At 56.0% G+C, this 14,902-nt stretch carries 17 protein-coding genes; 4 read left to right on the top strand and 13 right to left on the bottom strand.

Translation table 11 applies throughout. From position 1 onward, the window contains the following. Positions 1-366 precede the first annotated feature (366 nt). The 4 genes from CMO10_RS02310 to sigJ all read left to right on the top strand — a co-directional run bounded on the left by CMO10_RS02310 (position 367) and on the right by sigJ (position 3,751). Positions 367-1,512 (top strand): SAM-dependent methyltransferase, encoded by a 1,146-nt coding sequence (locus CMO10_RS02310; RefSeq protein WP_297018687.1) that lies wholly within the window; start codon positions 367-369, stop codon positions 1,510-1,512. A gap of 247 nt (positions 1,513-1,759) precedes the next feature. Continuing rightward, positions 1,760-2,176 carry a hypothetical protein gene (locus CMO10_RS02305; RefSeq protein WP_297018686.1) on the top strand — a complete coding sequence of 139 codons (417 nt, stop codon included), beginning with the start codon at positions 1,760-1,762 and terminating at the stop codon, positions 2,174-2,176. Between the two features lie 134 nt (positions 2,177-2,310). Further along, positions 2,311-2,745: a carboxymuconolactone decarboxylase family protein gene (locus CMO10_RS02300; RefSeq protein WP_297018685.1), complete on the top strand. Its 435-nt coding sequence runs from the start codon at positions 2,311-2,313 to the stop codon at positions 2,743-2,745. Between the two features lie 103 nt (positions 2,746-2,848). Next, the gene (gene sigJ, locus CMO10_RS02295; protein WP_297018684.1) at positions 2,849-3,751 is read left to right on the top strand and encodes an RNA polymerase sigma factor SigJ; all 903 of its coding nucleotides are present in this window, start codon (positions 2,849-2,851) and stop codon (positions 3,749-3,751) included. Between the two features lie 56 nt (positions 3,752-3,807). On the opposite strand, the gene leuB is transcribed toward sigJ, so the two are convergent. The 13 genes from leuB to ccoS form a co-directional block, all read right to left on the bottom strand. Continuing rightward, positions 3,808-4,911 (bottom strand): 3-isopropylmalate dehydrogenase, encoded by a 1,104-nt coding sequence (gene leuB / locus CMO10_RS02290; protein WP_297018683.1) that lies wholly within the window; start codon positions 4,909-4,911, stop codon positions 3,808-3,810. Between the two features lie 89 nt (positions 4,912-5,000). After that, positions 5,001-5,612 (bottom strand): 3-isopropylmalate dehydratase small subunit, encoded by a 612-nt coding sequence (gene leuD / locus CMO10_RS02285; protein ID WP_044827204.1) that lies wholly within the window; start codon positions 5,610-5,612, stop codon positions 5,001-5,003. Between the two features lie 4 nt (positions 5,613-5,616). Further along, positions 5,617-5,805, bottom strand: coding sequence for a hypothetical protein (locus CMO10_RS02280; protein ID WP_044827203.1), 189 nt, complete (start codon positions 5,803-5,805; stop codon positions 5,617-5,619). A gap of 11 nt (positions 5,806-5,816) precedes the next feature. Further along, entirely contained in the window at positions 5,817-7,223 is a 1,407-nt protein-coding gene (leuC, locus tag CMO10_RS02275; protein WP_044827329.1) for a 3-isopropylmalate dehydratase large subunit, read from the bottom strand. 582 nt (positions 7,224-7,805) lie between these two features. Next, positions 7,806-8,210, bottom strand: a complete 405-nt coding sequence (gene rplS, locus CMO10_RS02270; protein ID WP_044827202.1) for a 50S ribosomal protein L19 — start codon at positions 8,208-8,210, stop codon at positions 7,806-7,808. 3 nt (positions 8,211-8,213) lie between these two features. Beyond that, positions 8,214-8,930: a tRNA (guanosine(37)-N1)-methyltransferase TrmD gene (gene trmD, locus CMO10_RS02265; protein ID WP_044827201.1), complete on the bottom strand. Its 717-nt coding sequence runs from the start codon at positions 8,928-8,930 to the stop codon at positions 8,214-8,216. Positions 8,931-8,933: 3 nt separating this feature from the next. Further along, positions 8,934-9,608 carry a ribosome maturation factor RimM gene (gene rimM, locus CMO10_RS02260; protein ID WP_044827200.1) on the bottom strand — a complete coding sequence of 225 codons (675 nt, stop codon included), beginning with the start codon at positions 9,606-9,608 and terminating at the stop codon, positions 8,934-8,936. A gap of 47 nt (positions 9,609-9,655) precedes the next feature. Further along, the gene (gene rpsP / locus CMO10_RS02255; protein ID WP_297018682.1) at positions 9,656-10,069 is read right to left on the bottom strand and encodes a 30S ribosomal protein S16; all 414 of its coding nucleotides are present in this window, start codon (positions 10,067-10,069) and stop codon (positions 9,656-9,658) included. A gap of 149 nt (positions 10,070-10,218) precedes the next feature. Beyond that, positions 10,219-11,706 carry a signal recognition particle protein gene (gene ffh / locus CMO10_RS02250; protein WP_044827199.1) on the bottom strand — a complete coding sequence of 496 codons (1,488 nt, stop codon included), beginning with the start codon at positions 11,704-11,706 and terminating at the stop codon, positions 10,219-10,221. Between the two features lie 266 nt (positions 11,707-11,972). Beyond that, on the bottom strand, positions 11,973-12,830 hold the full coding sequence (gene panC / locus CMO10_RS02245; protein ID WP_297018681.1) for a pantoate--beta-alanine ligase: 858 nt from the start codon (positions 12,828-12,830) through the stop codon (positions 11,973-11,975). 45 nt (positions 12,831-12,875) lie between these two features. Continuing rightward, positions 12,876-13,721: a 3-methyl-2-oxobutanoate hydroxymethyltransferase gene (gene panB, locus CMO10_RS02240; RefSeq protein ID WP_297018680.1), complete on the bottom strand. Its 846-nt coding sequence runs from the start codon at positions 13,719-13,721 to the stop codon at positions 12,876-12,878. 213 nt (positions 13,722-13,934) lie between these two features. Continuing rightward, positions 13,935-14,633, bottom strand: a complete 699-nt coding sequence (locus tag CMO10_RS02235; RefSeq protein WP_044827196.1) for a cyclic nucleotide-binding domain-containing protein — start codon at positions 14,631-14,633, stop codon at positions 13,935-13,937. 79 nt (positions 14,634-14,712) lie between these two features. After that, the gene (ccoS, locus tag CMO10_RS02230; protein WP_044827195.1) at positions 14,713-14,901 is read right to left on the bottom strand and encodes a cbb3-type cytochrome oxidase assembly protein CcoS; all 189 of its coding nucleotides are present in this window, start codon (positions 14,899-14,901) and stop codon (positions 14,713-14,715) included. Between the last annotated feature and the right edge of the window lies 1 nt (position 14,902).

Genomic DNA, 14,902 nt, shown 5'->3' with positions numbered 1-14,902 from the left:
TGGAAAGGCGATAATGATTACTACTTGAGATTGTTGAAAAATCTGGCAGAATTATTACAGGGGTTCTTGCATGGAACCTGAAATCAGAATCGTTTTGCATTTGCCAGGTTGATTTCTGACTTTCTACCTGGCGGGCGTTGGCGCCACCCGTGCCACCACCTGACGACTTTTCCGGACGACCAGCCAAAACGTTCCTGATCAAAGGTTAGATGCAGATATGCAGTAACGCTGCATATGGGGCGATCACTATTCCGACTTTTGCAAAAAGGACGGCCAATGACGTACCCGATGACTTTGGATTGGACACAGAAAAAGGTTCTCGATTTCTTTCGGGAACATGTCACACGCGGGACTTTGGTTTTTCGCGTGGATGATAAGCACGAAATCGTGCTGGGGGACGGGACAGACCCACGGGCGGGCATGACTGTCCCGGACTGGACCAACACACTTAAAATGGCACTGAGCCCCGACCCGGGCTTTGGCGAGGCCTTCATGCATGGCGGCTTCAATCTTGTGAAATGCGAGATGGAGGACCTGATCAGGGTCTTGCGTCTTAATTTTGAAGGCGGCCATTCGACCAGCGGATTTGGCAGCTTTATTGAAAAGCTGCAGGCGCTGAAATTCCAGATCGGGCAGTTTACATCTGTCCGGGCGGCGTCGCACCGTGTGCGTCATCACTATGATATCGGCAATGATCTTTACACCCGGTTCCTTGATCCGGAGATGCAATATTCATGTGCCTTCTGGGATGACGGGGCGCACACCCTTGAAGAAGCCCAGCACCGTAAAATGAGCCTGACGACCCAGCGTCTCAAGATCAATGAACCGGGCCTCAGGGTGGTTGATATCGGCTGTGGCTGGGGCGGGTTAAGCCGCTTTATCCACCGGGAAACCGGGGCCGAGGTGCATGGCATCACGCTTTCGACCGAGCAGTTTAACTGGGCGCAGGAAAAACGCGCCGAGATGGGTGCGAACATGAAGGCGGGGCTTGATTACCATCTGCTGGATTATCGCCTGTTTGCCGATGCTAATGCCGGGAAGTATGACCGGGTGGTCTCAGTCGGTATGTTCGAGCATGTCGGTCGCCATCAGTTCAAAACCTATTTTGAAAAGGTGGGCGAGCTTCTCAAGGCCGGCGGGCGTGCAGTGATCCATACGATCATCAAGCCACGCGCGGAATTCACATCCCCCTGGATCGACAAATACATCTTCCCGGGCGGTTATATCCCGGCGGTGCATGAAGTGGTCGAGGCGGCCGAGCATGCCAACCTGACGGTGGAAGCATCGCATTTCCATCCCGGGCGGAACTATGCCCAGACCCTGATTGCTTGGCGGGATCGTTTCCGCGAGGTGGCCGATGATCTGGACCCGGAAAAATATGACGATGAATTCAAACGCATGTGGGAATTCTATCTGGCGGGTTGCATCAATGCCTTTGATGATGCCGAGGGCGGCGGTGGCATGCGGGTAGGCCAGTTTGTCTTTACCAAGCCGGGCTTTGAATATGCCTAAGGATACAGGGCGGGGAACGACGGTTTCCCGCCCTGTTTGTTTTACGCGTACCGCTTCCCATATCAAATAATGCGGTGCTCGAAATTGCTGCGGTGAAAGCTGCAGCATGACTGCAAATCAAAATCAAACCAAAGCAGTCGCAAACGTGCCTTCAAACCAAGCCACATCGCGTGATGGACCGGCACGACAGATGTGAAAAGAGACGATCAAAATCGATAGGCCGGTCATTTTGTCGGGAGGAAACGACATGCTTAAAGTGATCACCTGGGATGACGCCGACCATCAGACACAAGATAACGCCAACCTCGCCCCGCATATCGGCCGGCCAGAGGACTATGTCCGCGCCTTGGCCGAAATTGAAATGTCGAGCTGCGAACGCGATATGCTGCGCGCGCATGCCAATGCACCGGGGCGGAAGATTACCGGTCTGAAACTGGCCGAAACGGTCGGGCATTTCGGCTGCCGGATCGGTAACAAGAAATACGGTCGCCTTGCCGCCAAGATCGCAACAGCCGCAGGTTTGCCAATGTGCAAAACCGATGTCAGTGACTATTTGGCAGCGATCTTTACCCTTGCCGATGGCACGCAAAGCGATGGCGAAGACTGGACATGGGTGATGCATGACAATGTCGTCCGCGCGCTTGAAGATGCGGGCATGGTCTGAGCTTAAAAGACCCCTGAATTTATAAATTTCGAACTTTGCGGGCGGGTCGTGTAACGCGGGCCGCCCGTATTTCGTCCTTGTTGGCAGAGGGGAGTTTTCCTCCGCTATTCCTCGTGCCACCAAGGAGAATTATCATGACCCGTTTTGCCTTTCACGAAGTCAGCCCGAAACTGTTTCAGGCCCAGTTGGCCGTTGCCACAGAGCTTGGCGACGCGCCGCTGATTGAACCTGTGTTGCGTGACCTTATTGAATGCCGGGTGTCGCAGATCAATGGCTGTGCCTATTGCGTGCGGATGCATTCAGACAGCTTTGCCAAACATGGCGGTGATCCGATCAAACTGGCGATGCTGCCGGTTTGGCAAAGTGCGGACGGGTTTAGTGCGGCCGAGCGTGCTGCACTGGTCTGGGCCGAATGCCTGACCCGGGCAGAATGCCAGGTCACGATTTCGAAATGCCATCGCATGCTTCTGGATCATTTCGAAGAGGCGGAGATTTCCGAGCTGACCTGCATCATTGCCACGATGAATGCATGGAACCGGTTGGGCATTGCGCAGCATGAATTTGCATAATCTTCGCAAGCTTCCTGACGGGGCTGGGAAAAGCCCCTACAATCAGACACACACAGCGATACGGGATTTGCCCGTGTCGCTTCACGCGTTTGGTGGGACATCCTTGGCAGATCGTATTTTTGAACAACATCGCGGACGGCTTACAGCCCTTGCCTATCGCATGCTGGGCAGTCATGCCGATGCCGAAGACGCGGTTCAGGATGTCTGGCTGCGCTGGCGCAATCAGGATCAGGACACGATTCAAGACGCCACAGGGTGGCTTGTGCGGGTGTGCAGCAACATCTGCCTTGATGTGTTGAAATCCGCCCGCCGTCAGCGCGAGAATTATGTCGGTCACTGGTTGCCTGAACCGTGGTTGCCGCCCGAACAACCCAAAGCCGAAGCCGAACTGATCGAGCGTGATGGCCTTGGCCAGGCTTACATGTTGATGCTCGAACGCTTGGCACCGATCGAGCGGGTGGCACTTGTGCTGCATGAGGTTTTCGAGTGGATGCATGATGACATCGCGCCCCTGATCGAACGCACGCCGAACAATACCCGCCAGATCCTGTTTCGTGCGCGCCGCAAGATGCAGCGCGAGAGTGACCGTGATGCGACGCCGGAACCGGATGGGACAGCGTGCGATCGCGACCGGTTGGATGCATTTGTTACGGCCATCGGGACCAGTGATGTTGGTCGGTTGCTGGATCTTCTGGCCCCGGATGTGATTTTGCATTCCGATGGTGGCGGCAAGGCACTGGCGACAGCCAATCCGCTGTTTGGACCGGATCATGTTTCGCGCTTCTTCATCGGTGTCTGGGGCAAGCGCAGCCCGGATGAGCGGGTGTTTGCCATCACCCTTGCTGATGCATGCTGGCTTCTGATGGTTGAGGACGGGATTGTGACGACCGCGATCAGTGCGACTGAACGCGACGGGCAGATTGTTGATTTGTTTGTCCATCGCAACCCGGACAAGCTGGCATTGTTTTCAGCGGTTCTGGCCGATGCCAATGAAATTGCGCTTTAACGCAAAAAGGCCGGATTTCGATCCGGCCTTTTCATATTCGGGATCGTAAAGAACGATCAGACGAGCTTGTCGAGTTCGTTGATCAGCGACTCACCCATGACGGTGGTCGAGACCTTGGCCATGCCCGGCTGCATGATGTCGCCGGTACGAAGCCCGCCCTTAAGGACGTTCTGAACTGCGTCTTCGATCAGGGTGGCATCATCGCCCATGTCGAACGAGTAACGCAGCATCATCGCGAATGACAGGATGGTTGCCAGCGGGTTGGCGATGTCCTGACCAGCAATGTCCGGTGCCGAACCGTGTACCGGCTCGTAAAGTGCTTTGCGGGCACCATTATCATCGGCAGCACCAAGGGATGCGGATGGCAGCATGCCAAGAGATCCGGTCAGCATGGCGGCACAGTCCGACAGAATGTCGCCAAACATGTTGGTGGTGACCATCACGTCGAACTGTTTCGGGTTACGCACCAGCTGCATGGACGCGTTATCGACATACATGTGGCTCAGTTCGACTTCCGGGAAGTCCTTGGCAACACGTTCGACAACTTCACGCCACAGAACGGTGGATTCCAGAACGTTGGCCTTATCGACAGAGCACAGGCGCTTGTCGCGTTTCATGGCCATGTCAAAGGCAACGCGTGCGATGCGTTCGACTTCCGGCTCGGAATAAACCAGGGTGTTGAAGCCGTGACGGACACCGTCGCGTTCTTCGATGCCGCGCGGTTGACCGAAATAGATGCCACCGGTCAGCTCACGCAGGATCATGATATCCAGACCCTTGACCACGTCTTCTTTCAGCGTCGATGCACCAACCAGCGCATCAAACACCAGTGCCGGACGCAGGTTGGCAAACAGGCCCATTTCCTTACGGATTTTAAGAAGACCGCGTTCCGGTTTGATGTCGAACGGCATGTCGTCCCATTTAGGACCACCAACAGCACCGAGCAGAACCGCATCAGCCGCCATGGCATCAGCCAGCGTTTCGTCGGTCAGCGGGTTGTTGTGGGCATCGATGGATGCGCCGCCGATCAGACCTTCGGTGATTTCGAAATTCACGCTGCGCTTTTTCGCCATCCAGTCCATGACGCGCTGAACCTGACGCATGACTTCCGGGCCAATGCCGTCGCCCGGCAGCATCAGTACTTTTTTGGTGGTGCTCATAAATGCTTCCTTCCCATATTCTTGGGGTCGCTCACCCCGTAACGATCAGAAAACGGGCGACAAACCGATGTTTGCCGCCCGTTTTGCAATTACAGCGAAAGCCAGGGCTGCGAGGCAGCGCGCTTAGCTTCGAAATCATTGATGGCGTCGCCCTTCTGCAGGGTCAGGCCGATATCGTCGAGGCCGTTGAGCAGGCAATGCTTGCGGAATTCTTCGACTTCAAACTTGATGCAGCCGCCATCCGGACCGGTGATTTCCTGATTTTCAAGATCAATCGTGACAGTGGCGTTCGCACCGCGTTCGGCATCAGACATCAGCTTGTCGACATCTTCCTGCGGCAAGCGGATCGGCAGGATGCCGTTCTTGAAGCAGTTGTTATAGAAAATGTCGGCAAAGCTCGGTGCGATCACGCAGCGAATGCCGAAATCAAGCAGCGACCACGGAGCGTGTTCACGCGAAGAACCACAGCCGAAGTTATCGCCCGATACAAGGATCTGGGCATTGCGATACGCCGGTTTGTTCAGAACAAAATCCGGGATTTCGTTGCCGTTGTCGTCGTAACGCATTTCATCAAACAGGTTCTTGCCAAGGCCGGAGCGTTTGATGGTTTTGAGGAACTGTTTGGGAATGATCATGTCGGTATCGACATTGATCATCGGCAGCGGTGCTGCAACACCGGTGAGCTTGGTGAATTTTTCCATTGTCTTATCCCTTGCTTCCAGTTTCCCAGGCCAGACCCAGTGCTTCGATCAATTCTTCGGTCGCGTCGAGTTCCTGTGCAACGAAGTCCGGCAGGTTGATACCGGTCAGTTGCGGCAGGAGGTGCTCAAGCACCGGTGCGCGTCCCAGACGAGGCGCGCTTTCGCGGAAATTGATGAGTGTCTGTTCGGCCATGGGAACCTTCCTTAACCGAGTTTGCGAATGTCGGTCAGATGACCGGTGATCGCAGCCGCAGCTGCCATGGCCGGGCTGACGAGGTGGGTACGACCACCACGGCCCTGACGGCCTTCGAAGTTACGGTTCGAGGTCGAAGCGCAACGCTCGCCCGGGGCCAGACGGTCCGGGTTCATCGCCAGACACATCGAGCAGCCCGGCTCACGCCAGTCAAAGCCTGCTTCGATGAAGATCTTGTCGAGACCTTCTGCTTCTGCCTGTTCTTTCACAAGGCCGGAGCCCGGAACGATCATGGCATTGACAGTTTCGGAAACCTTGCGGCCCTTGGCGACTTCGGCAACTGCACGCAGGTCTTCGATACGACCGTTGGTGCAAGAACCGATAAAGACGCGGTCGATCTTGATTTCCTCGATCGGGGTGCCTGCGGTCAGACCCATATATTCCAGCGAACGGGCAATGGCCTTCTGCTTGCCGGCATCCTTGGCGTCAGTCGGGTAGGGAACGGTACCAGTGACCGGAACGACGTCTTCCGGGCTGGTGCCCCAAGTGACCTGCGGGACGATGTCGGCAGCATCAATTTCGATGATCTTGTCGTAATGAGCGCCTTCGTCAGACGGCAGGGTCTTCCAGTATTCAACTGCCTGCTCGTATGCGGCACCCTTCGGTGCCATCGGGCGGCCCTTGATATATTCAAAGGTCTTTTCGTCCGGTGCGATCAGGCCGGCGCGTGCGCCGCCTTCGATCGACATGTTGCAGACCGTCATGCGGCCTTCAACCGACAGCGAACGAATGGCCGAGCCGGCATATTCGATGACATAGCCGGTACCACCAGCAGTTCCGATGCGACCGATGATCGCAAGGGTGATGTCCTTGGCGGTCACACCCGGATGCAGATCGCCTTCGACCTTGACCAGCATGTTCTTGGCCGGTTTCTGAACCAGCGTCTGGGTGGCCAGAACGTGTTCAACTTCCGAGGTGCCGATACCGAACGCCAGCGCACCAAATGCGCCGTGGGTCGAGGTGTGGCTGTCACCGCAAACCATGGTCACGCCCGGAAGGGTGAAGCCTTCTTCGGGGCCAACGATGTGCACGATGCCCTGACGGAGATCGTTCATCGGGAAATAGTGAATGCCGGTGTCCTTGGCGTTCTGATCAAGGGTTTCAACCTGAATACGGCTGTCTTCTTCCTTGATGCCTTCGGAACGGTCAGACGTCGGAACGTTGTGATCAGGCACAGCAAGGGTCAATTCGGGATGGCGCACTTTGCGGCCCGAATTGCGCAGGCCTTCGAAAGCCTGCGGGCTGGTCACTTCGTGGACGAGATGACGGTCAATATAAAGCAGGCAGGTACCATCATCCTGCGTGTCGACCACATGGCTTTCCCAAATCTTGTCAAAAAGGGTTTTAGGCTGACCCATCTCGACCTCCTCATAAAACATCGATCTTTTGAGCAGCAACTCTCAATCCGTCAGGTGCGGTTCCGAATGTCTCGAAGATCGGTGCAATACCTGCCGGGATTGGCGGGCGGGACTTGTCGTTTCTCCGGCGCAACCGGCTTTATCCGGTTTGCGAAATTTTATTATTCAGAACCACGCGGGTTTGATCGTTTTTGCCGCGGGAGTGCCTTTATACACGCCGCCTTCCAAATCGCAAGGTGTGGGGCGCGTGTTTTTGGCGGAAATACACCCTGAAATAGAGTTCGGTATTTTGCAGCATCCCAAAGTAGCCAAATCAGGCTTTTGCGATATAGGTAAGGGATATCTGATATAACGGAACCTGATGAATTTATCATCGGGTTTCTGCGGAACTGCCTGCAACAGCGGTGAATCGAACGATTCGCTATAATGCAATTTTAACGTGTATTTGCGGGGTTTTGATCCCCCGGCCGGGCTGTGATGCAGGCTGGCCGGTGATCGGGCAGGAGACAAGCGTTGCAAACGAAAACGGGCCCACCCGAAGGTGAGCCCGTCTTTTTCGTCCGACGTTGCGGAACGTGCGAATTACTTCTTCGCGCGTTCTGCTGCGGTCAGCTTGCCTTTGTGGCCGGTGGTCTGCTCGGCGATACGTGCAGATTTACCGGTACGACCACGCAGGTAGTAGAGTTTCGCGCGACGTACGTCACCGCGGCGAACGACTTCGATTTTGTCGATGGCCGGGGAGTAGGACTGGAAGATACGCTCAACGCCTTCGCCCGATGCGATTTTACGCACGGTGAAGGAAGAGTTGAGGCCGCGGTTCTTACGCGCAATGCAAACGCCTTCGAACTGCTGGATACGCTCACGGGTACCTTCAACGACTTTCAGGTGCACACGAACGGTATCACCTGCATCGAATTCCGGAACTTCGCGCTTTTCAGCGATTTTGTCGAGCTGCTCTTTCTCGAGCTGCTGGATGATGTTGGTCATGGTTTAACCCTCTTTGATGTTCCCGTTTGCCACGTACCGGTCCCAAAGGTCCGGGCGTCGCGCGCGGGTAATTTCTTCTGCCTGAGCATGCCGCCAGGCTTGTACCTTGGCATGATGTCCGGAAAGCAAGATCTCCGGCACGTCACGCCCGTTCCAATTGGCCGGGCGCGTGTAATGCGGATATTCAAGCAACCCGGTTTCAAAGCTTTCCTCGTCGACAGACTCGGTCTTGTTGACCGTTCCCTCGATGAGGCGAATGCACGATTCAATCAGGACCATGGCCGGCAGTTCGCCGCCCATGAGGATGTAATCACCGATGCTGATTTCCTCGGCCTCGTGTTCATCCAGAACCCGTTGGTCGATACCTTCGTAACGACCGCAAAGCAGGATGGCACCCGGGCCTGCTGCCAATTCACGGCAGCGTTTCTGGTTCAGCACTTTTCCCCGCGGGCTGAGATAAATCAGCGGTAACTGCGGTGCTTCGGCACGCAATTCACGCAGGGCGGCGTCGACAATATCCGGGCGCATGACCATACCGGCCCCGCCCCCGAAGGGATTGTCGTCTACAGTGCGGTGGCGGTCGGTTGCATGATCACGGATGTCTTTGACATCAAGCGACCAGATCCCGTTCTCAAGCGCCTTGCCAGCCAGAGACTGACCAAGGACACCCGGGAACATTTCCGGGAACAGGGTTGCAACTTTTGCCTGCCACACAGACATCGATCAGGCCTCCTTCCCGCTGCCGGTCGCGGTTTCCGCGCCTACTGCATCTGCAGTAACGGCCTCAGAATCGCGGTCGGCCTGAGAGTCCTTGCGGGATTTGTTCGGACGACGGTTACGATTACCGGGTCCGTCCTCATCCTGCAGTAGCCCCTCGGGCGGATTTACCACCATCTTGCGTTCCGAAAGAATGACCTCGGGCACGACTTCCTTGGTGAAGGGAAGAACAACCACCTTGTTCTTGGCTTCTTCGAGCGCGACTTCGATTACGTCGCCAGCGCCAAAATCAGCCACACCCCGAACGGTGCCGAAAATCGAACCATCAATGTGGAACGCTTTCAGACCGACAAGGTCCGCAAGGTAGAATTCATCTTCTTCAACCGTGTCAGGCAGTGCAGCACGCGGTACATGCAGCTTGGTGCCCCGCAGCCGTTCGGCAGCGTCCCGGTCGTCCACGCCTTCGATCTTGGCGATCAGCTGGTCGCGGACATGTCCGACAGGAGACAGCTTGTATTTCACGCGTCCCTTGGCGTCGAACAACGGGCCGTAACCGACAAGGTTATCCGGATCGACGGTATAGCTTTTGACGCGCACGGCACCACGCACCCCGTGCGGGGCGGTGATCATGCCGACGCAGACATAAGCTTCGTCGTTTTTGGATTTGCGGGTTTCAGCCATTTCGGTTCACAAGTTTTTGGTATCTGATCAAAGCGTGCGTTCAGCGATTACTCGCCTGCAGCTTCTTCTTCAGCAGGTGCTGCTGCTTCGGCAGCGGCTTCCGCAGCAGCGGCAGCAGCAGCTTCGGCTTTCTCAGCTTTCTCGCGAAGACGTTCCTGAGCTTTCGCTTTCGGAGCAGACTTCTGCGGCTGTTCGGTCGGTTTGAACGCTTCTGCCAGGCCAGCTTTGCCCAGGAAACGTGCAACACGTTCGGTCGGCTGTGCGCCAACAGACAGCCAGTATTTGATGCGCTCTTCTTTGAAGGTCACGCGGTTGTCAGCATCCTTCGGGAGCATCGGGTCATAGGTACCGACACGCTCGATGAAGCTGCCGTCACGCGGCGAACGAACGTCAGCAACTACGATACGGTAGTACGGACGCTTTTTGGCACCGCCACGGGAAAGACGAATCTTGACAGCCATTCGGATAAGTTCCTTTCAGCTTGGGTTTGTAGTCTTCTAAATCACGACCCCGAGGGGCCTATTCACTTGGTCTTTGATCCGGCTTTAAGGGCCGGGTTTGGTTCGTAAGAGGAATTCCGGAAGAACTCATTTTAGAACCGGGGGCTTGGCTATTTCTTTTTGCCGAACCCCGGGAATCCCGGAGGCAGGCCACCGCCGCCTCCCAATCCCGGCAACCCGGGCGGCAATCCGCCCCCGCCACCGGTCAATCCTTTTGGCAGGTTGCCCAGGTCCGGCATTTCGCCGCCCTCAAGCATTGCCGGGTCCATTTTCGGCATGCCGCCAAACAGACCCTTCTTGCCCATTTTGCCCATCTTTTTGATCATGGTGGACATGGTTTGATATTGCTTCAGAAGCTTGTTCACATCCTGAACCGTCAGACCACATCCCGCAGCAATACGTTTTTTGCGCGATGCCTTGATCAGAGCCGGGTTTTCACGTTCTTTCGGCGTCATCGACAGGATGATCGCTTCCTGGTGGGTCAGAAGTTTGGGATCAAGCTTGGTCTGCGACATCTGTTTTTTCAGCGCGCCCATGCCCGGCAGCATCCCCATGATGCCGGAAAGATCACCCATTTTCTGAAGCTGTTTGAGCTGTGCCAGAAGATCGTTCAGGTCAAACTGACCTTTACGCAGCTTCTTGGCCATTTTCTCGGCGTCTTCGGCCTTGATGTTTTCAGCAGCCTTTTCAACCAGGCTGACAACATCGCCCATGCCGAGAATACGGTTGGCGATACGATCAGGATGGAAGGCTTCCATCTCGTCGATTTTTTCGCCGATACCGATCATCTTGATCGGGCAGCCGGTGATCTGACGCATCGACAGGGCGGCACCACCACGGGCATCACCGTCAACACGGGTCAGAACGATACCGGTAATGCCGACCTTTTCGGCGAATTCCTTGGCCACGTTGACCGAGTCCTGACCGGTCATCGCATCGGTGACCAGCAGCGTCTCGACCGGGTTGACCGCATCACGGACCTGGGCGACTTCGCTCATCAGTTCCATGTCGATATGCAGACGACCGGCGGTATCGAGGATGACCGCGTCATAGCCTTCCTTGCGACCGGTATCCATGGCGCGCTTGGCAATCGACACCGGCTTTTCGCCCATGATGATCGGCAGAACGCCAAGGCCGTTATCGTCAGCCAGAACCTTCAGCTGCTGCTGGGCGGCCGGACGATAGATATCGAGCGATGCCAGAAGGACTTTCTTGTTGCGCTTCTTGGTCAGGTTGAGCGCGATCTTTGCAGAACTGGTGGTTTTACCCGAACCCTGCAGACCGACCATCAGGATCGGCACCGGCGGGGTGGAGGCAAGATTGATTTCCTCGCCTTCGCCCAGCATGTTTTTCAGTTCGTCATGGACGATCTTGACGACCATCTGACCCGGGGTGACCGAGCGCAGAACGTCCTGACCAACTGCACGTTCGGTAGCATTGGAGATAAAGGTTTTAACGACCGGAAGTGCCACGTCCGCCTCAAGCAGGGCGACGCGTACTTCGCGCATGGCTTCCTTGACGTCGGATTCTTTCAGCGCGCCACGTTTGCGCAGCTTATCGAGAACCCCGCCAAGGCGATCGCTTAGTCCTTCAAACATTCCAAATCCCGTCTGTGTTGCTGGTGTTTCCACCGTGTGCGCACAAAAAACTAAAACCCAGTGCTCGAAACTCGAGGACTGGGGGAGTCACCTCTTGGGCGACCTTTGGTGGGGAGGGTTTATTGGATCAGGGGGTGGGAGTCAAGCGCAATCGGGCGCAAAAGCGCGTTATTCTGCGCTTTTCATCGGCTTTGCCGTGCAATTGGCGATTCCGCCACTGTGCCCGGGTGTTTAACCCCCGGTCATGCTTGCCGTCATGCCCGAAGTTACGCAGGTTCAATCGCGTGATTGTCGATCAAACGTGCCTTTCCAAGCCGGGCAGCGACGAAGATTCGCGCCGTTTTCCGAACCGTGTCACTGACCAGTTCGAGTGTCGCGGCATCGCGGACTTCAAGATAATCAATCGGATCAAAGCCGGCCTTGAGGATATCTTCGCGCCCCTTGGCCAGAAGCGGGCCAAGTTCGGCACCCTTGGCTGCCTTGGCGGTGATTTCGGCGAGCACCGCATTTAGCGTCGGGGCAATCGCGCGTTCTTCAGCCGTCAGGTAGCGGTTGCGTGATGACATGGCCAGACCATCGTCTTCGCGCAGGATTTTCGCCCCGATAATCTCGACCGGGATATTCAGATCAGCACTGAAACGGCGGATGACCATCAGTTGTTGGTAATCCTTCTGCCCGAAGATCGCGCAATCCGGCAGGGCCTGCAGCAGCAATTTGGTCACGACCTGTGCCACGCCATCAAAGTGACCGGGGCGGGCCGCCCCACAAAGCACATTGGTCATGGCACCATCAACGCAGACCTTGGTGGCAAAGCCGTCGGGATACATTTCCTCGACCGAGGGGGCGAAGCACAGCTCGACACCAGCGGCATCAAGCAGCTTCTGATCAGCAGGCAGGGTGCGCGGATAGGCCCCGAAATCCTCGTTGGGCGCAAACTGGGTCGGATTGACGAAGATCGATACGATCACCCGGTCGGCACGTTCACGGGCAAGATGGGTCAGGCTGACATGGCCATCATGAAGCGCGCCCATGGTCGGAACGAGGGCGACACGCAGACCTTGCGCGCGCCAGTCGGCAACAGTCGCGCGCAAATCAGCGACAGTGTGAACAGTCGTAAGGGACATCGTTATCGTCGTACCGAAGATTGCTGAAAATCGCGGCGGGCTTGATCAGACCGCGCGCAAGTTACCTTTTTTCGCCACACCAAAGCAATGTTCATCCGCCGGGAACTGGCGGGTGCGGACTTCATCGGCATATTGGCCGACGGCCTCGGAAACGGCATCGCCAAGATTGGCGTAGCGTTTGACGAATTTCGGCGTGAAGTCCGAGAACATGCCAAGGATGTCTTCGGTAACCAGAACCTGACCATCACAAGCGACCGAGGCGCCAATGCCGATGGTCGGAATGTCGATGGTTTCGGTAATCTGACGAGCGACGGGTTCGACCGTGCCTTCGATCACGACCGAGAAAGCCCCGGCCTTGGCAACGGCCTTGGCATCAGCAAGGGCCTTCATCGCAGTTTCTTCGTCGCGGCCCTGGCTTTTGAAGCCACCCATGGTGTTGACCTGTTGCGGCATCAGGCCGATATGGGCCATGACGGGCACACCGCGCATGGTCAGAAATTCGATGGTTTCAGCAAGTTCCGCGCCGCCTTCAAGCTTGACGGCAGCGCAGCCGGTTTCAGCCAGAATGTGGGATGCGGTGCGGAACGCCTGTTCCTTGGTTTCCTGATAGCTGCCAAAGGGCAGATCAACAACAACGCAGGCGTTTTTGGAGCCGCGCATCACGGCCTTGCCATGGTTGACCATCATATCGACGGTCACGGCAAGCGTGCTTTCCATGCCATAGACAACCATGCCCAGTGAATCGCCGACCAGAAGCAGGTCGCAATGTTCATCAAGGCGTTGCGCCATGGGCGCGGTATAGGCCGTCAGGCAGACAATCGGATCTTTGCCCTTACGGGCGCGAAGTTCTGGGACGGAGGTCCGACCCATTTTCTTGCTGGTGGCACTCATGACGTTTCTCCCCCGGTTCAACCGGATTTCGCTGCCCGATCTTTGTCAGGCGTGCGGTCATGTGTACAATATCACAGCCGCAATCGGGAAACTTTTTTTGCAATCGCGAAATAGGCAATTCGGCCAATAACCGGCACTTCTGGCGCGTTCGGGCAATTGGTTCGACGATTCTGCACCAGGAAATGCTATTGGCCGTTTACAGGCACGCCAAACTCACAGACCTTCGGCAAGATCTTCAAGCATGTCCAGACCGACCGCCTCGATATGGCGGTTATCCTTGAGCGAAATGGTCGATTCCTTGCGCAGCTGGGTCAGCGTGCGTGACACGGTTTCAATCGTCAGGCCAAGGTAATCGGCAATGTCAGACCGGCTCATGGGGACGTTGATGGTTTCCGTGCTTTCGCCACGATGCTCCTGACGGCGGGCGAGCATCAGAAGGAAGGATGCGACCTTTTCCTTGGCGGTCTTGCGGCCAAGCAGAAGCATCTGGTCCTGGGCTGCTGCCAGTTCATCGACCGCCATGCCCAGCATGCGTTTTTCAAGATGCGGGAACTTGTCGAACAGCTTTTCAAGTTTCTGACGCGGGAAGCGACAGGCGGTGACCGGTTCGATCGCCTCGGCGGAATAGCTGTAGTTCGAGTTCAGCGCGAGGCCGAGGAAGTCACCTGCAAACAGGAAGCCGGTAATCTGACGACGACCATCACCAAGCAGTTTATACAACTTTACCGAGCCGGCCGTAACGTTAAAGACGTAATCAGCTTCTTCGGCTTCGTGGAAAATTGTGCTGTGCGAGTCGTAATGAGCATGGGTCAGCAATTGACGCAACTGATCATGTTCGTCGCCATGTAGCGCCGAGCAGAAAGTTAAGTCCTTGATAGAACAGGCTTCGCAGATTTGGGGGCGGACTGCCATCGCAGACTCCGATGCTGGTGACCCGGTAGGCGGATTAGGCACAAATCTATCCGATGAGATAGCCTTGTTTCAAGCAATTCTAACTCTCGTCCTGATGGAACTTTTTCGAATTGCCTGACGGTTTGACATCATCGTCATCAAACAGAATGCGATTTGCCGCACCTTCCATATCGTCAAACTGCCCTGAACGCAACGACCACAAGAATGCCCCAAGGCCCAGAAGTCCAAGAAACAATGCAATCGGGATCAGGAGAAGAAGGTTGCTCATG

Origin of the sequence: Thalassospira sp., assembly GCF_002709775.1 — a bacterium.
Taxonomy (GTDB): Bacteria; Pseudomonadota; Alphaproteobacteria; order Rhodospirillales; family Thalassospiraceae; genus Thalassospira.
Note: the sequence above shows the minus strand (reverse complement) of the source record. Positions and strands in the feature narration are given on the sequence as shown.